The organism is Streptomyces sp. CG4 (genome assembly GCF_041080655.1).
Taxonomy (GTDB): domain Bacteria; phylum Actinomycetota; class Actinomycetes; order Streptomycetales; family Streptomycetaceae; genus Streptomyces.
In genome coordinates, this window is sequence record NZ_CP163525.1 from 6,754,775 (window position 1) to 6,772,109 (window position 17,335).

Consider the following 17,335-nt stretch of genomic DNA (forward strand, 5'->3'; position numbering starts at 1 on the left):
ATGGGTTCGGTATTTCGATCGAACGACGTCCGAAATACCGAACAGAGCTGCCCCGAGACGAACCGAGGTGCACACCTTGCTCCCCGAACCCCCCCGCCTCCCGCGCCTTCCGCGGCTTCTGCGCCTCCCGCGCCCGAGGCGCCTGAGAAGCGCCGCGCTGTCCGTGCTCGCCGTCTGCGCGACGCTCGCCGCGCTGCTCCTCGGCGTCGGTGCACCCCAGGCCGCCGCCGCGAGTTCGCTGCCCTGTGACGTCTACGCCGCCGCGGGCACCCCCTGTGTCGCCGCGCACAGCCTGGTCCGGGCGCTGTACTCCTCGTACAACGGCTCGCTCTACCAGGTGCAGCGGGCCTCCGACGGGGCCACCGCGAACATCGGTCTGCTGTCCGCCGGCGGATACGCCAACGCGGCTGCCCAGGACTCCTTCTGCTCCGGCACGACCTGCATCATCACCAAGATCTACGACCAGTCCGCGCGCCACAACGACCTCACGATCGAGGGCGCGGGCGGCGCCGGCAAGGCCGATGTCGGGGCGCCCGCCGACGCGCTCCCGGTGACCGTCGGCGGCCACCAGGTCTACGGCCTGGAGATCTCCGCCGGCATGGGCTACCGGAACGACTCCACCTCCGGTGTCGCCACCAACGGCGGTGCCGAGGGGATGTACATGGTGACGTCCGGTACCCATGTCAACGGCGCCTGCTGCTTCGACTACGGCAACGCCGAGACCAACAACAAGGACACCGGCAACGGGCACATGGACGCCATCAACTTCGGCACCGAGTGCTGGTTCTCGCCCTGCTACGGACAGGGCCCCTGGGTGCAGGCCGACCTGGAGAACGGCCTGTTCCAGTCGGACGCCGGATACAGCAAGAACACCTCCAACACCGGCACCGGACAGCTGCCTTTCGTGACCGCGCTGCTCAAGAACAACGGCCAGAACCATTTCGCGCTGAAATACGGGAATGCGCAATCGGGCGGGCTGACGACCACCTATTCCGGGGGTGAGCCGACCACCAGTGGCTACTCGCCGATGCACCAGGAGGGCGCGATCGTCCTCGGCACCGGCGGCGACAACAGCAACGGCTCCATCGGCTCCTTCTTCGAGGGCGTCATGACCTCCGGCATCCCGACCGACGCCGCCGACAACACCGTCCAGTCGAACATCGTCTCCGTCGGTTACGGCGGCGCGACCGGCAGCACCGGCACGCTGGGCGCCGGATCGGAGATCTCACTGCGCGCCACCACCTCCTGCTGCACCGGCGACTACGTCCGCCACCAGAACGACGCCGGCGTCGTCTCCGCCATCACCTCCAGCAGCTCCAGCCTGGACAAGAACGACGCCACCTGGATCGTCCGCAAGGGGCTCGCCGACAGCTCCTGCGTCTCCTTCGAATCGCGCAACTACCCCGGCGACTTCCTGCGCCACTACAACTACAAGCTCTACCGGCAGCCCATGGACGGCACCGCCCAGTTCCGCGCCGACGCCACCTTCTGCCCGCAGACCGGCAAGAGCGGCACGGGCACCTCGTTCGCCTCGTACAACTACCCGACCCGATATCTGCGCCACTACGACTACAACCTGTACATAGCGAGCGACGGCGGGTCGAACGACTTCGACAACAGCACGTCCTGGACGAACGACGTCAGCTGGGCGGTCAGCTCGCCCTGGGCGCCGTAGCCACCGCGTCCGCGAGCTGCGCCGACTGCACCGGCAGTTCGGCGGTCACCGTGAAACCGCCGCGTGGCGACGGGCCGGCCGTGAGCGAGCCGCCCGCCGCCGCGAGGCGCTCGGCCAGCCCCTTCAGGCCCGTACCGCCGATGCCCGGCTGCGGCCGGCTCGCGGGCGTGCCGCTGCCGTTGTCGGTGACCGTCAGCCGGACCTGCTCGGTGCCGCTGTCCACGGTGATCTCACAGCGGCCGGCGTCGCTGTGCCGGACCACGTTGGTGACCGCCTCGCGCACCACCCAGCCGAGCAGCGCCTCGGTCTGCGGTTCCAGCGGCGTACCGGACTGCCGTACCACGGGCTCCACGCTCGCCGCGGACAGCGCCGAGCGGGCCCGGGTCAGCTCGGTGGCGAGGCTGCCCTCCCGGTAGCCGGTCACCGCCTCCCGGATCTCGGTGAGCGCCTGCCGGCCCACCGACTCGATGTCCGTGATCTGACCCAGTGCCGCGTCCATGTCGCGCTGGGCCAGCCGCCGGGCCGCCTCCGACTTCACCACGATCACCGACAGCGTGTGGCCCAGCAGATCGTGCAGATCCCGCGAGAAACGCAGCCGTTCCTTCTCCACCGCGCGCCGGGCCAGCTCCTCCCGGGCGGCACGCAGCTCCCGTACCGCCTCGGACAGACCGAGGATCGCGGCGGTCACCATGCTGGAGAGGAAGGTGGCGTAGGCGATGTTCATCGCGTCCGAGCCCTCGCGGACGCCGGAGATCGCCCCCGCGTACGCGGCGAGCAGCAGACCCGTGCGGCCCAGCCAGGGGCCGCGCAGGGTGGCGCCGACCGCGAGGCCCAGCAGCGGGAAGAACATCAGCCAGTTGCCGCCGTAGCCGAGGGCCAGACCCGTGGTCAGCAGGCCCATGAGCCCGAGCGCCACCCGGGTGGAAGTCGCCTCGCGCGTCTCCCGGTGGAAGGCACGGAACGTGACGTAGATGTACAGAGAGTTGAAGGCCAGCAGGCCCAGGCCGCCGATCAGCGGGTTCGGGGTCTTGCCCTGGAGCAGGTTGGAGAAGGCCCCCATCCCCATCAGCAGCCAGGGCAGCAGCGCGAAGCCGGTGGGCGGCGGGCCCGGATGGTCGACGTCCGGGACCTTGCCCGTCTTGCCCGCGGCCCGCTGCGCTGCCTTGAAACGCTCGTGCTCCGCCTTCCAGTGCGCGTGCTCCGCCTTCCACTTGAGCCGTGTCGCCCGCCAGGCCCGCACCTGGCACCGTGCTCTGCGCCACACCGACATATCCGTGTTCCCCCGATCAGCTGGTCCCCGCTCCCTGGCGGTACGACACGATGATGGCACCCAGGCCCGGGGTGCGCTCCCGCGCGCCGACGGTGCTCGACCGGGCTGTCCACGACGCTAGAGAAGCCGGCCCCGTTCCGGCAGAGGCGCATGTACGGACTCGGGCAGTACAAATGTCACTGGCGCGCTCATCTGACACAGTGTCAGGAGCCTTCACAACTGCGGGATGCTGGGCTATACAGAGGGCGCTGGACTGGAACGCGTTCTAGATCCGCCCCAAGGACGACCTCGGTGCGGCCGACGGTGCGGACGGCCGTGCCGGGGTCTTGAACCGCCACAGGAGCCGTATGCCCATCGACGCAGCCAAAGCCCTCGCGGCCGAGCCCCGTACCGGAGTCATCTCCTGGACCACCAAGGACGTCCAGCTCTACCACCTCGGTATCGGCGCGGGCATCCCCGCCACCGACCCCGGCGAACTGCGCTACACCCTGGAGTCCCGGCTGCACGTCCTGCCCAGCTTCGCCACCGTCGCGGGCTCCGGCGCACCCGGCGTGATCAGCGGACTCTCCATGCCCGGTGTGGAGGTCGAACTCGCCAAGGTCCTGCACGGCGGGCAGACACTGGAGATCCACCGCCCCATCCCGGCCGAGGGCACCGCGACCGCGACCAACCGGCTCGCCGCCGTCTACGACAAGGGCAAGGCCGCCATCCTGGTGCTGCGCACCGAGGTCGCCGACGCCGACGGCCCGCTGTGGACCAACGACGCCCAGATCTTCGTACGAGGGGAAGGCGGATGGGGCGGTGATCGCGGCCCCTCCACCCGGCTGGACCCCCCTGCAGGTGAGCCCGACCGGACCGTCGAGCGTCCGATCCGCGAGGACCGGGCCCTCCTCTACCGTCTCTCCGGCGACTGGAACCCGCTGCACGCCGACCCCGACTTCGCCCGGCGCGCCGGGTTCGACAAGCCGATCCTGCACGGGCTGTGCACCTACGGCATCACGCTCAAGGCGGTCGTGGACACGCTGCTCGGCGGGGACGTGAGCCGGGTGCGGTCCTACACCACCAGGTTCGCCGGGGTCGTGTTCCCGGGCGAGACCCTGCGCATCCGTATGTGGCAGGGGGAGGGGAGCGTCCGGGTGGCCGTCAGTGCTGTCGAGCGGGAGGACGCGCCGGTCCTCGCCGACACCGTCGTAGAGCACTCGTAGAACCCGTCCTTCCGAGGGGAGCCGCGCCATGCGGGCAGCCGTACTGCACGAGATCGGCCAGGAAAAGCTGGAGGTCCTCGACGACGTCGAGGCGGTGGGCTTCGGGCCCGGCAAGGTCAGGGTCCGGGTGCGGGCCACTGGGCTGTGCCACTCGGACCTGTCCGCGATGAGCGGCGTGCTGCCGCAGCCCGCGCCGTTCGTGCCGGGGCATGAGGGCGCGGGCGAGATCCTCGAAGTCGGGGAGGGGGTAAGGGGGTTGCGGTCCGGCGACCGGGTCGTCCTCTGCTGGCTGCCCGCCTGCGGCGCCTGTCCGGCCTGCAAGCGCGGCCAGACCCAGCTGTGCCTGGCCGGGTTCATGAACGCCGGCACCCCGAACTTCAAGCGCACGAGCGGCGGTTCTTCCGATGTGTTCGGCTTCGCGGGCACCGGCACCTTCGCCGAGGAGGTCGTGGTCGACGCCGGCTGTGCCGTGCCCATCCCGGAGGACGTGCCCTTCGACATCGCCGCGCTGATCGGCTGCGGGGTCACCACCGGTCTCGGCGCCGCCCTCAACACCGCTGATGTGGTGGCCGGTTCGTCCGTCGCCGTCATCGGTTGCGGTGGTGTCGGCATCTCCGCGGTGCAGGGGGCGCGGCTGAAGGGCGCCGCCGAGATCGTCGCCGTGGACCCGGTCGCCTCCCGGCGCGCGTCCGCCCTCAGGTTCGGTGCCACGAAGGCGGTTTCGCCGGAGGAGCTCGCCGACGTCAAGCAGCGGGTCACCGGCGGCGAGGGCTTCGACTACGTCTTCGAGGTCGTCGGCAGGTCCGCCACCGCCCGCACCGCCTACGAGAACACCCGGCGCGGCGGCACCCTCGTCGTGGTCGGCGCCGGCGCCATGGACGACTTCCTGCAGCTCAACATGTTCGAGCTGTTCTTCGACGAGAAGCGCATCCTGCCGTCCCTGTACGGCGGCGGCGACGTGCTGCGCTCCTACGAGCGCGCGATCGCCCTGTGGCGGGCCGGCCGGATCGACCTGGCGGGCCTGATCACCCACCGGGTCCCCCTGGCCGGGATCAACGAGGCACTGGACCAGATGCGTACCGGGACCGCCCTGCGTACGTGCATCGAGATCTGAGGACCCGCCGATGCCACTGCCACTTGAAGGGCTGTCCGCCGTCGTCACGGGGGCCGGGCGCGGGCTCGGCCGGGCCGAGGCCCTGGAACTCGCCCGGCTCGGCGCGGCCGTCGTCGTCAACGACTACGGACAGCCGGGCCGGGACGGTTCCGGCGCGGCCTCGGCGGCGCCCGCCGAAGAGGTGGCCGCCTGGATACGCGGCCAGGGCGGCCGGGCCGTCGCCCACACCGGGGACGTCGCCGACTTCCAACAGGCCGGGGCACTGGTCGAGTTGGCCATCGCCGAGTTCGGCAAGCTGGACATCCTCGTCAACAACGCGGGGATCCTGCGCGACCGCATGGTCTTCTCGATGACCGAGGACGAGTGGGACTCGGTGATCCGCGTCCACCTCAAGGGACACTTCAACACCACCCACTTCGCCGCCGCGCACTGGCGGGAGCGGTCCAAGGCGGCCGGGGGAGAGAAGGTCTACGGGCGGATCGTGAACACCTCCTCGGAGGCGTTCCTCGCCGGCTCCGCGGGCCAGCCCAACTACGCGGCCGCGAAAGGCGGCATCGTCGGGCTGACCACCTCCACGGCCCTCGCCCTCGCCAAGTACGGCGTCACGGCCAACGCGATCTGCCCGCGCGCCCGCACCCGGATGACGGAGGACGTGTTCGCCGGCTTCCAACTGCCCGACGAGGGCCTGGACCCGCTGGCCCCCGAGCATGTCGCCCCGCTCGTCGCCTATCTGGCCGCACCGGCCGCCGCCGGCCTCAACGGCCAGCTGCTCGTCGTGCACGGCGGCATGGTCGCGATCGTGGAACGGCCGCGGGTGCAGGCCAAGTTCGACAGCAAGCAGGAGACGTTCACCTACGACGAACTCGACGCGCTGCTCACCCCGCACTACGCGGACCGGCCGCCGGGGGAGACCTTCGCGGCGGCGGAGGTGCTGGGGCTCAAACGCGGGTGAGGACAAGGGAAGAGGGGGCGCCCATGGGACGCCCCCTCTTCCGTTACGACCGTCAGGCGGCCGCCTCCGTGGTCTCCCCCGTAGGCCGGCGGTGCCGGCCGTGCGGAGAGGCCTCGCTCTCCTGGGCCGCGACCGGCCCCCGGTGCCGGCCGTGGCCGGCAGCCTCGGAAGAGTCGGCAGACAGCTGCTCCGTCGTGCTGGTGTCGCTCATCGGACGTATTCACCCCGTCATATGATCTTTCGTACAGCCGGGCGAGTGTAACCGGCGCACCACCGGCCGAATCCAGGCGCACACGCCAACCGGCACTAGTTCGTTACAAGACGTCCCAGCGGCGCCTGCTGCAAGGGCACCGGGCGCGCCACCACCGCCTCCGGAACCTCCGCTCGCAGAACATCCGGAACCGCCCGATCCACCACAGTATCGGGAGCCCACCGATCCACAGCGTCCGCCTCCGGCCGTTCCGCAGCCTCGGCGCTCTGCCGGTTTGCAGCCTCGGTATTCTGCCGTTCCGTAGCCTCGGCAGTCCGCCGATCGGCAGCCTCCGCACTCCGCCGTTCCCCGGCCTCTGCACTCCAGCGGTTCGCTGCCTCGGCACTCCACCGATCCGTAGCCGCCGCCCCCGGCTGATGGGCAGCCTCGGCACCTCTCTGGTCCGCAGCCCCCGCACCTCGCCGATTGGCAGCCTCGGCACTCCGCCGTTCCCCGGCCTCCGCACCCCACCGGTTCGCAGCCTCCGCACTCCGCCGATCGGCAGCCTCCGCATTCTGCCGTTCGCTGGCCTCCGCACTCCAGCGGTTCGCAGCCTCGGCACCCCTCCGGTCCACAGCCCCCACACTCCGCCGTTCCCCGGCCGCGGCATTCCGCCGATCGGCAGCCTCCGCATTCTGCCGTTCGCTGGCCTCCGCACTCCAGCGGTTCGCAGCCTCGGCACTCCACCGATCCGTAGCCGCCGCCCCCGGCCGATCGGCTGCCTCGGCACCCCGCCGTTCCCCGGCCTCCGCACCTCGCCGATCGGCGGCCTCCGCACTCCACCGATCCGCAGCCTCGGCACTCCGCCGGTCCGCAGCCCCCACACCCCACCGATCCGAAGCCTCCGAGGCCTTCCGTTCCCCGGCTTCCGAGCCCCACCGTTCCGCAGCCTCCGAGGCCCCCCGTTCCCCAGGCTCCGCACCCCACCGCTCCCAAGGCCCCGAGGCCTTCCGGTCCCCGGGCTCCGCACCCCACCGTTCCCCAGGCTCCGAGGCCTTCCGGTCCCCGGGCTCCGCACCCCACCGTTCCCCAGGCTCCGAGGCCTTCCGGTCCCCGGGCTCCCAGGTCCTCCGTTCCCCGGCCTCCGAGTCCCTCCGTTCCCCGGGCTCCGGAGGGTCCGGTTCGGTCGGCTGTCGTGACGCCTTGGGCGTCCCGGTAGCCGTGCCGTCCCGGACCGGACCCTCCAGGCCCGCCGCCCCCGGTTCCCCCGGCCCCCCGGTTCCCCCCGGAGCCGCGGTGGTCCTGCTCCCCGCGGACTCCGTGCCCCCCGTCTCCCCGGGCGCCGTCAGCTCCACCACGCCGCACGGAGTCTCCTCCGTGGCGCAGGGCAGCCGCAGCACCCCGTCCCGTGTCCACAGCCCGGCCCCGGCCAGCCACCCCTCGGGCGCCGGGAGACAGCTCACCTGCCTGCCCGCCGGCCGCCAGATGCCCACCCAGTCCCCGAACGGCCCCTCGACGCGCAGCGCCACCGCGCAGTTCTCCGGCGTCAGCACCTGCTCGGGCTGGATCGCGAACGGCGTCACCGCACAGTCCGGTACCCGCAGGCTCTCCGGGAAGCGCACCGGCAGGGTGCTGCCGAGCACGCCCCAGCCCAATCGTTCCTGCCCCGGCGAGGGAGCGTCGGAGGAGATGAGCAGCAGTCCGCTGTCCGGATCGGCGAGCAGCAGCCGGTCCGTGCTCCCGGCCGCGATCTGCAGCAACGGCGAGACCTCCGCTCGCTCCAGGTCCACCACGACCGTCTTGACCGGCCCGTCGGCCGACCCCCGGTCCAGCGCCAGCAGCCGTCCCGCGCGGTCCAGCCAGACCCCGCCCGAGCAGCGCCCCGGCACCTCCACGAGCCGCTCCGGGCCGAACGCGCCGCCCGCCACCAGCCAGACCGCACTCGAGCGCGGCCCGACGGCGAGGGCGTAGGCCCGCGCGCCGCCCGGGGCGGGCGGCAGCAGCGTGAGCCGGGTGCCGGGTTCGGGGCACTCCACCGCGCCCAGCGGCAGCTCGCCGGTGCCGGGCCCGGTCGGGTACAGCAGGGCGAAGAGGTGCCGCCGCGCCGTCCGCCGGTGGATCAGCACCCGGCCGTCGGACAGCGGCTGCACCTCGGTGCCGGGCTCCTCCGGCTGGTTGCCGGGCAGCGGCACCGCGTACGGCTCCGGGCCGTCCAGCGTCCAGCGCTCCGGGAACCAGCAGTCACCGGCCGGCGCGAGCCGGGCGGCGTAGGCCCCGTCCGCCGTGATGGCACACCCCGTCCCCGGCGCGCCGTCGTCCTCGCCGGTGGAGGGGGGTTCGATCGCACAGGCCGTCATCGTTCGGTCACCTCCGGCGACGAAGCTAGTTTTCGCACGCACAGGCGTGGGATCGGCCGACTGCGGCTTCACACATACGGGTGGCGCAGAAGCGATTCGCCTGAGGAAACCGGGACCTTTGTGCTGAGCGGGACCAGAGCGGTGGATGCGGTACGGCCGCGCAGACCAGCCAGGTAGCCTTTGCTTCGTGCCCCGTCTGTCTGAAGTCATCGCCGCGCTGGAGAACCTGTGGCCCGCCGAGCGGGCCGAGTCCTGGGACGCGGTCGGCACGGTCGTGGGCGACCCCGACCAGGAGGTCACCCGGGTCCTGTTCGCCGTCGACCCGGTGCAGGACGTCGTCGACGAGGCGGTGAAGCTCGGCGCCGACCTGCTGGTCACCCACCATCCGCTCTATCTGCGGGGTACGACCACGGTCGCGGCGACCCACTTCAAGGGCCGGGTCGTGCACACGCTGATCAAGAACGACATCGCCCTGCACGTCGCCCACACCAACGCCGACACCGCGGACCCGGGTGTCTCCGACGCCCTCGCGGGCGCGCTCGACCTCAGGGTCGTAGGCCCCCTCGTGCCGGACCCGACCGATCCGGCGGGCCGTCGGGGCCTCGGCAGGGTGTGCGAGCTGGACCACCCGGTGACCGTGCGCGAACTGGCGGCCCGCGCCGCCGAGCGGCTGCCCGCCACCGCCCAGGGCATCCGGGTGGCCGGCGACCCCGAGGCCGTCGTCCGTACGGTCGCGGTCAGCGGCGGCTCCGGCGACAGCCTCTTCGACCAGGTCCGCGCGGCCGGTGTCGACGCCTTCCTCACCGCCGACCTGCGCCACCACCCGGCCGGCGAGGCGGTCGCCCAGAGTCCCCTCGCGCTGCTCGACGCGGCGCACTGGGCCACCGAGTGGCCCTGGTGCGAGCTGGCCGCAGCCCAGCTCGACGAGATCTCCGACCGCCATGACTGGGACCTGCGGGTCCATGTCTCCAAGACGGTCACCGACCCCTGGACCGCCCACGCGGCGTCCAGTACTACAACTGCAGGAGCCCCCAACTGAACGCCGCGTCCGCCGACCAGATCCGACTCCTCGACGTCCAGGCCCTGGACGTCCGGCTGCAGCAGCTCGCGCACAAGCGGAAGTCGCTGCCCGAGCACGCCGAGATCGACTCGCTGAACAAGGACCTCACGCAGCTGCGGGACCTGCTCGTGGCCGCGCAGACCCAGGAGAGCGACACCGCCCGCGAGCAGACCAAGGCCGAGCAGGACGTGGACCAGGTGCGCCAGCGCGCCGCCCGCGACCAGCAGCGCCTGGACTCCGGCGCGGTCACCTCGCCGAAGGACCTGGCCAACCTCCAGCACGAGATCGCCTCCCTCGCCAAGCGCCAGGGCGACCTGGAGGACATCGTCCTGGAGGTCATGGAGCGCCGCGAGGCCGCGCAGGAGCGGGTGAGCGAGCTGACCGAGCGCGTCGCCTCCGTCCAGTCGAGGATCGACGACGCGGCCGGCCGCCGGGACTCGGCCTTCGAGGAGATCGACGGCGAGGCGGCGACGGTGACGAAGGAGCGCGAGGTCGTGGCGGCATCGGTCCCCGCCGACCTTCTCAAGCTCTACGACAAGCTGCGCGAGCAGCAGGGCGGCATCGGCGCGGCCAAGCTGTACGCCCGCACCTGCCAGGGCTGCCGGCAGGAGCTGGCGATCACCGAGCTGAACGAGATCCGCACGGCGGCACCGGACACGGTGGTGCGCTGCGAGAACTGCCGCCGCATCCTGGTGCGTACGGCCGAGTCGGGTCTGTAGAGGTCCGAGGTCCGAGGTCCGTAGCGGTTTGTCGGCGTCTGTAGACAAGGGGCTTGTCGGGTGCGGGAGTTCATCGTCGAGGCGGACGGCGGGTCACGGGGCAACCCGGGGCCCGCGGGCTACGGCGCCGTGGTCAGCGACGCGGCGACGGGGGAGACGCTGACCGAGCTGGCGGAGTACATCGGCGTCGCCACCAACAACGTGGCCGAGTACCGGGGCCTGCTGGCGGGCCTGCGCGCCGCCCGCGCCCTGGACCCGACGGCCATGGTCCACGTCCGCATGGACTCCAAGCTGGTCATCGAGCAGATGTCGGGCCGCTGGAAGATCAAACACCCCGACATGAAGCCCCTGGCGGCGGAGTCGAGAGCGGTCCTGCCGCCGGACCAGGTGACGTACGAGTGGATCCCGCGCGAGCAGAACAAGCACGCTGACCGCTTGGCGAACGAGGCGATGGACGCGGGGGCGAAGGGCGAACAGTGGGAGCGGCCGAAGGCTGACGTGGCGGCACCTCCCGGCGAGCAGCAGCTGAAGCCCCCCAGCGAGCCCCAGCCGTCCGGCACCAGCGGGGAGACCGCCGACAAGCAGGAACTTTCCCGTGCCCCCGGCTGGAGCTCCGCCCCCGACCTCGGCGCACCCGCCACCTTCGTCCTTCTCCGCCACGGCGAAACCCCGCTCACCCCCCAGAAGCGCTTCTCCGGCAGCGGCGGCACCGACCCCGCCCTCTCCACCGCCGGCCGCGAACAGGCCCACCGGGTCGCGGAGGCACTCGCCAGACGCGGCACCGTCCAGACCATCCTCGCCTCCCCCCTCACCCGCACCCGCGAAACCGCCGCCATCGTCGCGACCCGCCTCGGCCTCGACATGACGATCGAAGACGGCCTGCGCGAAACGGACTTCGGAGCCTGGGAGGGCCTCACCTTCGGCGAGGTCCGCGACCGCCACCCCGACGACCTGAACGCCTGGCTCGCCGACCCGGAGGCCCACCCCACCGGCGGCGGCGAGAGCTTCGCCGAGACGGCCACCCGTATCGCCGCCACCCGCGACAAGCTGGTCGCCGCCTACGCGGGCCGCACGGTCCTGCTGGTCACGCACGTCACCCCGATCAAGACCTTCGTCCGCCTGGCCCTCGGCGCCCCGCCCGAGTCCTTGTTCCGGATGGAACTCTCGGCGGCGTCCCTGTCGGCGGTGGCGTACTACGCGGACGGCAACGCGAGCGTCCGGCTCTTCAACGACACGTCCCACCTGCGTCCCTGACCCCGCCGAGCCGCGCGGCGCCCCGCGCCAGCTCCTCGATCCGGGCCCAGTCCCGGGCGGCGACCGCGTCCGCCGGGACCATCCAACTGCCGCCCACACAGCCGACGTTGGGCAGCGCCAGATACTCCGGCGCGGTCGCCGGACCGATCCCGCCGGTCGGGCAGAAGCGGGCCTGCGGCAACGGCCCGGCCAGCGACTGCAGATAGGCCGTACCGCCCGCCGCCTGCGCCGGGAAGAACTTCATCTCCCGCACCCCGCGCTCCAGCAGCGCCACGACCTCCGAGGTGGTCGACACCCCCGGCAGGAACGGCACCCCGGACCCGCGCATCGCCGCCAGCAGGGCATCCGTCCACCCGGGGCCGACGAGGAACCGCGCCCCCGCCGCCACACACGCGCCGACCTGCTCCGGCGCGATCACCGTGCCCGCCCCGACCACTGCCCCCGGCACCTCGGCGGCGATCGCCCGGATCGCGTCCAGCGCCGCCGGTGTCCTGAGTGTCACCTCGATCGCCGGCAGCCCGCCCGCCACCAGCGCCCGCGCCAGCGGTACGGCATCGGCGGCGTCCGAGACGGCCACCACGGGCACGACGGGGGCGCCCTCCACGAGACCCAGTACGGAGACAGGGGAGGGCGAGGGCAGCGGTGAGGTCATGCCCTCATCGTGCCCAGCTACTGCATTACCCGCAACGGGCATTGCGCATATTGCAACGCCGAAGGGTTCTGGCGGTCAGTGAATCTCCTCCACCAGCACATCCAGCGACCACGCCCTGCCCGCCTTCCCCGGCGCCTCCGCCTCCACCTCGTATCCGAGGTCCCGCAGCGCCTCCACCAGCTCGGCCGGGTCCTTCGGCCGGGCACCCTCCGACAGCAGGCTTCGTACGATCCGGCCCTTGGTCGCCTTGTTGAAGTGGCTGACCACCTTCCGCGTCGGCGCGTGCAGCACCCGTACCGTCGCCGTCCGCCCCGCGACCTCGCCCTTCGGCCGCCAGGCCGCCGCGTACGCGGCGGACCGCAGATCCAGCACCAGTCCGTCCCCGGCCGCCTCGGGCAGCACCTCGGCCATCGGTGCCCGCCAGTGCCCGGCCAGCGCGCCGAGCCCCGGCAGCTTCACACCCATCGAGCAGCGGTAGGACGGGATCCGGTCCGTCACCCGCACCGCGCCCCACAGCCCGGAGAACACCAGCAGCGAAGCCGCCGCGCGCCGCCCGGCCGCCGCGTCCAGGGTGGCCAGGCCGAGGGCGTCGTAGAGGACACCGGTGTAGATCTCGCCGGCGGGGCGGGCGCCGGCCGTCGGCAGGCCGGCGTTCTTCGCGACCTCGCCGCGCAGCCCCTCGCTCAGCCCGAGCACCTCGCGCGCCTTCTCCTCGTCCCCGGAGCACAGCTCGACCAGCTCGGTGAGGACGGCCTCGCGTGCGCCGGTGAGCCCCGGCAGGGACAGGGACCCCAGCTTCAGCGGGGCGCCCTCGCCCGAGTTCGCCTTGCCTTCCGAGGGCGGCAGCAGGACCAGCACACGTACTCCTCACGTAGACCTCCGCGACAGCGTACGGCGTGCCGCCGCCGCGGCCGCGACCTACGCTCGCTGTATGCCCCGCCGCAAGATCCGCGTGACCGGTGCCCCCGAAGCCCCCCTGCGGGCCGCGCTCGCCGCGCTGCGCAGCGAACTCGGTGTCCCGGAGGCCTTCCCACCGGAGGTCCAGGAGGCGGCCGAGCGCGCGGCGAAGGCCCCCGCCCGGCCGGCGTACGACGCCACCGACATCCCCTTCTTCACCCTCGACCCCCCTGCCTCCACCGACCTCGACCAGGCGGCGCACCTGTCCCGGCAGGGCACCGGCTACCGGGTCCGGTACGCCATCGCCGACGTCGCCGCCTTCGTCGTACCCGGCGAAGCGCTGGACGCGGAGGCGCACCGCCGGGTGAACACCCTGTACTTCCCCGACGAGAAGATCCCGCTGCACCCCAGTGTGCTCAGCGAGGGCGCGGCCAGCCTGCTGCCGGACCAGGTCCGTCCGGCCGTGCTGTGGACGATCGACCTGGACGCGGACGGCCGGACCGGCGCCGTCGACGTGCGCCGCGCCCTGGTCCGCAGCCGCGCCAAGCTCGACTACACGGGGGTGCAGAAGCAGATCGACGGCGGGACCGCCGAGGAGCCGGTCGCGCTGCTCAAGGAGATCGGCGAGGCCCGGGAACGGCAGGAGGCCGAGCGCGGCGGCATCTCCCTGAACGCGCCCGAGCAGCAGATCACCGAGCAGGACCACACCTACCTCCTCGGCTACCGGGCCCCGCTGCCCGCCGAGGGCTGGAACGCCCAGCTCTCCCTGCTCACCGGCATGGCCGCCGCCGACCTGATGCTCACCCACGGCACCGGCGTCCTGCGCACCCTCCCGGCCGCGCCGGACGGCGCCGTCGCGCGGCTGCGCCGTACCGCGACCGCGCTGCACATCGACTGGCCGCACCATGTGTCGTACGCGGCCCTCATCCGCACCCTCGACCCGCACGACACCCGCCACGCGGCCTTCCTCCAGGAGTGCACCACCCTGCTGCGCGGCGCCGGCTACACGGTGTTCCGTGACGGCGCCCTCCCCGCGATCACGACCCACGCAGCCGTCGCCGCCCCCTACACCCACTGCACCGCCCCGCTGCGCCGCCTCGCCGACCGCTACGCCTCGGAGATCTGCCTCGCCGCCGTAGCGGGTCGGCCCCCGCCGGGCTGGGTGCTCGCCGCGCTCGACGGGCTGCCCCGGCGGATGGCCGACGGCGCCCGGATCGCCGGTACGGTCGAGCGCGAGTGCGTGGACATCGTGGAGGCGGCCCTGCTCAAGGACCGGGTCGGGGACGTCTTCGACGGCTGTGTGGTGGACGTCGACGAGCACCGCCCGACCGTCGGCACCGTGCAGCTGATCTCCCCGGCCGTCATCGGCCGCGTCGAGGGCGACCGTCTCCCGCTCGGTGAGCGGCTGCGGGTGCGGCTCGCCCAGGCCGATCCGGGGACGTCGAAGATCCTCTTCACGACCGCGTGAGTGCCCGCACGAGACCACCCGGGCCGTCGGCGTGCAGCCGTACCACGCTGACGTCCTTGCGGCGGCCCAGCAGCGTCAAGTGGGCGACGGGCTCGGCGAGTTCGAGGGTGACCGAGGTCTGCGAGCCGACGGCGAAATCGAGTACGCCCGGCGCGGGCCGGTGCGTGCCGCGCGCCTCCCGGCGTACGGCGGTGATCGCGGCCGGCGGGATCCGCAGGTCCACCTGGGCGCCGTGGCGCACCCGCAGCGTGTCCCCGGTCAGCACGTGCGACCGGACCACGCAGGCCGCGTGCAGGCCGATGACCAGCAGCAGGGTGCAGACGTCCAGCACCGCCCGCCGACCGGCGGTTCCCTGGGTGTGCCTGTATGCCCCTCAACTCCCCTCCCCGGTAAGGATTTTCAGCGTGCGACGGATCGCCTCGGCCAGGGCACGCGCGGCCTCGGCCACGCGCGGGTCGTCCGGTGCGGCGTCCACGAGCGCGTCGAGCAGCGCGTACGCCTCCCGGGTCCGCGCCAGGACGTCCGGGTCGTCGAGGGCGCCGCGCAGCGCGGACATCATCCGTTCCCGGTCCGCGGGCGCCGCCCCGGTGTCGATCAGGGCGGGCACCCCGCGGTCCTTGGCGGCCATGGAGGAGTCGCTGCCGGGCAGCGCGGCGAGCAGCCCGGCCAACAGGGGTGAGACCGGCCCCTCGGCGGGCAGCTCCCCGGCGTCCAGCAGTGCCCGCAGCCGCTGCCGGCGCTCCCGGATCCACGGCGTGCCGCAGCGTGCAGCGGCGATAGCCGTTCGAGAGCCGCTCGGGCTCGGGCAACAGGCCCAGCTGGTGGTAGTGGCGCACGGTGCGCGTCGTGACGCCGACGGCGGCGGCGAGTTCTCCGATCCGCAGGGGATCAGTACAGACGTTGACGTCGCGGCAGGGTCAAGCGGCGGCGTGCGGGACGCCGAGCCAGCGCTCCAGGGCCTCCGGCAGCCCCTTGGCGTCCGTGTCCTCCGGGCCGGCGGCCCAGGCCACGAATCCGTCCGGGCGTACGAACAGCGCGCGCAGACCGGGCCGGTCCGGGCAGGGGAGCGTACGGACCTCCAGCCGGTCGCCGTATCCCTCGGCGCGGGCGCGCAGCGCGGGGTCGCCGGCGAGGTCGAGCAGCAGGGCGTGCCCGGAGTGCAGATGGTCGCCGAGCCGGGAACCGTCGGCCAGCACCAGGTCGGGTGCGCTCGCGCCGGTCAGCGGGTGGTCGCCGGGCAGGTCGTAGCGCTGCCAGATGCCGGAGATCCTGGTGACGAGGTACGTCGTCCCGGTCGTGGTCAGCGCCAGATCGGTCACCACCCGGCGCAGCGCGCGGGCGTGCCGGTCCGGGCGCATCACCGCGATCTGGGCCCGGGTCCAGTCGAGCACCCAGGCGCCGATCGGATGCCGCTCGGCGGTGTAGGTGTCGAGCAGGGACACCGGTGCCGTGCCGCGTACGACGGCGGCCAGCTTCCACCCCAGGTTCATCGCGTCCCCGAGGCCGAGGTTGAGCCCCTGCCCGCCGAACGGCGAGTGCACGTGCGCCGCGTCGCCCGCGAGGAACACCCGGCCCTTGCGGTACTCGGTGGCCTGGCGGGCGTTGTCGGTGAAGCGGGTGGCGCTGAGCACCTTGGTGATGGTGACCTCGGGCACCTCCGCCACCCGGCGCAGGCTGGCCTGCAGTTCCTCGGCGGTGATGGGTGCGGAGCGGTCGGCCGGGGGTCCGTCGAACTCGACGCTGAGGATCCGCCCGGGGAACGGCCCGTGGACGTACGTCCCCGTGTCCGTGGTGTTCCAGCCCGGGCGCAGCCGCTCGGCGCCGGTCAGCTCCACGATCGCCTGATAGCCGGTTATCTCCGGTTCCGTGCCCGGGAAGTCGAACCCGGCGAGCTTGCGGACGGTGCTGCGCCCGCCGTCGCAGCCGACCAGCCAGCCGGCCCGGACCGTCCCCTCGCCGGTGTGTACGGCCACTCCGTCCGGGTCCGCGTCGAAGCCGGTCAGCTCCACGCCCCGGCGCACCTCCACCCCGAGCTCCTCGGCCCGCCGGGCCAGGATCCGCTCCAGGGCGGCCTGCGGCACGCCGAGTCCGGACTCGGCGGCGGGGCCGGCGTCGGCCCAGGCCGGGTCGGAGCCGTCGAACAGGTCGGGGTCCATCATGATCCCGGCGAAGTGCCCGGCGAACTTGGGCGGAACCTTGGCTTCGCCCTCGCCCCGGCTCTTGGCCGCTTCCCGGAAGGCGGACACCCGCTGCAGCGCCGCCTCCCACACCGCCGCCAGCTCGGGCAGCAGTCCGCGCCGGTACAGGGCGACCGCGCTCGGGATGTTGATCGCGCCCGCCTTGATCGTCTCGTCCACTTCGGTCAGCCGCTCCACGACCAGCACCCGCGCACCGCCGAGCGCCAGTTCGCAGCCGAGGAAGAGACCCACGGGGCCGGCGCCGGCCACCACCACGTCGTAATCGATCGTCGTCGTCATGACTCTGACTGTAGTAACTAAAAGTTTTGAGTGGCTATAGTTTTC

At 72.8% G+C, this 17,335-nt stretch carries 14 protein-coding genes and 2 pseudogenes; 8 read left to right on the forward strand and 8 right to left on the reverse strand.

The window, feature by feature from the left end; translation table 11 throughout:
- The first annotated feature begins 76 nt into the window (after positions 1-76).
- On the forward strand, positions 77-1,675 hold the full coding sequence (locus AB5L52_RS30870) for an alpha-L-arabinofuranosidase B (protein ID WP_369367268.1): 1,599 nt from the start codon (positions 77-79) through the stop codon (positions 1,673-1,675).
- Here AB5L52_RS30870 and AB5L52_RS30875 read toward each other — a convergent pair.
- The gene (locus tag AB5L52_RS30875; protein ID WP_369367269.1) at positions 1,653-2,945 is read right to left on the reverse strand and encodes a sensor histidine kinase; all 1,293 of its coding nucleotides are present in this window, start codon (positions 2,943-2,945) and stop codon (positions 1,653-1,655) included. The two genes, AB5L52_RS30870 and AB5L52_RS30875, sit on opposite strands and share 23 nt — an antisense overlap.
- A 347-nt stretch (positions 2,946-3,292) precedes the next feature.
- On the opposite strand from AB5L52_RS30875, the gene AB5L52_RS30880 reads away from it, so the two are divergent.
- The 3 genes from AB5L52_RS30880 to AB5L52_RS30890 are packed head-to-tail and all read left to right on the forward strand — an operon-like array spanning position 3,293 to position 6,216.
- A complete protein-coding gene (locus AB5L52_RS30880) occupies positions 3,293-4,150 on the forward strand; it encodes a MaoC/PaaZ C-terminal domain-containing protein (protein ID WP_351020844.1) in 858 nt (285 codons plus the stop codon).
- Positions 4,151-4,178: 28 nt separating this feature from the next.
- Positions 4,179-5,264, forward strand: coding sequence for a Zn-dependent alcohol dehydrogenase (locus AB5L52_RS30885; protein ID WP_369367270.1), 1,086 nt, complete (start codon positions 4,179-4,181; stop codon positions 5,262-5,264).
- Between the two features lie 10 nt (positions 5,265-5,274).
- Complete coding sequence (locus tag AB5L52_RS30890; RefSeq protein WP_369367271.1) at positions 5,275-6,216, forward strand: 3-oxoacyl-ACP reductase; 942 nt, start codon at positions 5,275-5,277, stop codon at positions 6,214-6,216.
- A 52-nt stretch (positions 6,217-6,268) separates the two neighbouring features.
- Here AB5L52_RS30890 and AB5L52_RS30895 read toward each other — a convergent pair whose 3' ends face one another.
- Both AB5L52_RS30895 and AB5L52_RS30900 read right to left on the reverse strand, forming a co-directional pair.
- Complete coding sequence (locus tag AB5L52_RS30895; protein WP_351020850.1) at positions 6,269-6,427, reverse strand: hypothetical protein; 159 nt, start codon at positions 6,425-6,427, stop codon at positions 6,269-6,271.
- Between the two features lie 1,304 nt (positions 6,428-7,731).
- A pseudogene (locus AB5L52_RS30900) lies at positions 7,732-8,763 on the reverse strand (hypothetical protein); the annotation flags it as partial.
- A 187-nt stretch (positions 8,764-8,950) separates the two neighbouring features.
- Between AB5L52_RS30900 and AB5L52_RS30905 the strand changes: the two are divergent.
- From AB5L52_RS30905 to AB5L52_RS30915, 3 genes are read left to right on the forward strand one after another with little or no spacing between them, the layout of a single operon-like run.
- Entirely contained in the window at positions 8,951-9,802 is an 852-nt protein-coding gene (locus tag AB5L52_RS30905) for a Nif3-like dinuclear metal center hexameric protein (RefSeq protein ID WP_351020852.1), read from the forward strand.
- On the forward strand, positions 9,799-10,542 hold the full coding sequence (locus AB5L52_RS30910) for a C4-type zinc ribbon domain-containing protein (protein ID WP_351020992.1): 744 nt from the start codon (positions 9,799-9,801) through the stop codon (positions 10,540-10,542). The genes AB5L52_RS30905 and AB5L52_RS30910 overlap by 4 nt, the downstream gene beginning before the upstream one ends.
- 60 nt (positions 10,543-10,602) lie before the next feature.
- Positions 10,603-11,796, forward strand: a complete 1,194-nt coding sequence (locus AB5L52_RS30915; protein ID WP_369367272.1) for a bifunctional RNase H/acid phosphatase — start codon at positions 10,603-10,605, stop codon at positions 11,794-11,796.
- Here AB5L52_RS30915 and eda read toward each other — a convergent pair.
- On the reverse strand, positions 11,768-12,448 hold the full coding sequence (gene eda, locus AB5L52_RS30920; protein ID WP_369367273.1) for a bifunctional 4-hydroxy-2-oxoglutarate aldolase/2-dehydro-3-deoxy-phosphogluconate aldolase: 681 nt from the start codon (positions 12,446-12,448) through the stop codon (positions 11,768-11,770). The two genes, AB5L52_RS30915 and eda, sit on opposite strands and share 29 nt — an antisense overlap.
- Before the next feature lie 75 nt (positions 12,449-12,523).
- Positions 12,524-13,306 (reverse strand): peroxide stress protein YaaA, encoded by a 783-nt coding sequence (gene yaaA / locus AB5L52_RS30925; protein WP_351020857.1) that lies wholly within the window; start codon positions 13,304-13,306, stop codon positions 12,524-12,526.
- 73 nt (positions 13,307-13,379) lie between these two features.
- Here yaaA and AB5L52_RS30930 point away from each other — a divergent pair, with 73 nt between their 5' ends.
- Positions 13,380-14,813 (forward strand): RNB domain-containing ribonuclease, encoded by a 1,434-nt coding sequence (locus AB5L52_RS30930; protein WP_369367274.1) that lies wholly within the window; start codon positions 13,380-13,382, stop codon positions 14,811-14,813.
- Here the strand turns inward: AB5L52_RS30930 and AB5L52_RS30935 are convergent.
- The 3 genes and pseudogenes from AB5L52_RS30935 to AB5L52_RS30945 all read right to left on the reverse strand — a co-directional run bounded on the left by AB5L52_RS30935 (position 14,800) and on the right by AB5L52_RS30945 (position 17,290).
- The gene (locus AB5L52_RS30935) at positions 14,800-15,144 is read right to left on the reverse strand and encodes a hypothetical protein (RefSeq protein WP_369367275.1); all 345 of its coding nucleotides are present in this window, start codon (positions 15,142-15,144) and stop codon (positions 14,800-14,802) included. The two genes, AB5L52_RS30930 and AB5L52_RS30935, sit on opposite strands and share 14 nt — an antisense overlap.
- Before the next feature lie 90 nt (positions 15,145-15,234).
- Positions 15,235-15,697, reverse strand: a pseudogene (locus AB5L52_RS30940) (MerR family DNA-binding transcriptional regulator); the annotation flags it as partial.
- Between the two features lie 33 nt (positions 15,698-15,730).
- A complete protein-coding gene (locus tag AB5L52_RS30945) occupies positions 15,731-17,290 on the reverse strand; it encodes an FAD-dependent monooxygenase (RefSeq protein ID WP_369367276.1) in 1,560 nt (519 codons plus the stop codon).
- Positions 17,291-17,335: the final 45 nt, after the last annotated feature.

Excerpts from the sequence above, each read along its gene's own strand:
- AB5L52_RS30895 (WP_351020850.1), bottom strand. The coding sequence starts at position 6,427 with ATGAGCGACACCAGCACGACGGAGCAGCTGTCTGCCGACTCTTCCGAG.
- AB5L52_RS30875 (WP_369367269.1), bottom strand. The coding sequence starts at position 2,945 with ATGTCGGTGTGGCGCAGAGCACGGTGCCAGGTGCGGGCCTGGCGGGCG.
- AB5L52_RS30890 (WP_369367271.1), top strand. The coding sequence starts at position 5,275 with ATGCCACTGCCACTTGAAGGGCTGTCCGCCGTCGTCACGGGGGCCGGG.
- AB5L52_RS30885 (WP_369367270.1), top strand. The coding sequence starts at position 4,179 with ATGCGGGCAGCCGTACTGCACGAGATCGGCCAGGAAAAGCTGGAGGTC.
- AB5L52_RS30945 (WP_369367276.1), bottom strand. The coding sequence starts at position 17,290 with ATGACGACGACGATCGATTACGACGTGGTGGTGGCCGGCGCCGGCCCC.
- eda (WP_369367273.1), bottom strand. The coding sequence starts at position 12,448 with ATGACCTCACCGCTGCCCTCGCCCTCCCCTGTCTCCGTACTGGGTCTC.
- AB5L52_RS30930 (WP_369367274.1), top strand. The coding sequence starts at position 13,380 with ATGCCCCGCCGCAAGATCCGCGTGACCGGTGCCCCCGAAGCCCCCCTG.
- AB5L52_RS30880 (WP_351020844.1), top strand. The coding sequence starts at position 3,293 with ATGCCCATCGACGCAGCCAAAGCCCTCGCGGCCGAGCCCCGTACCGGA.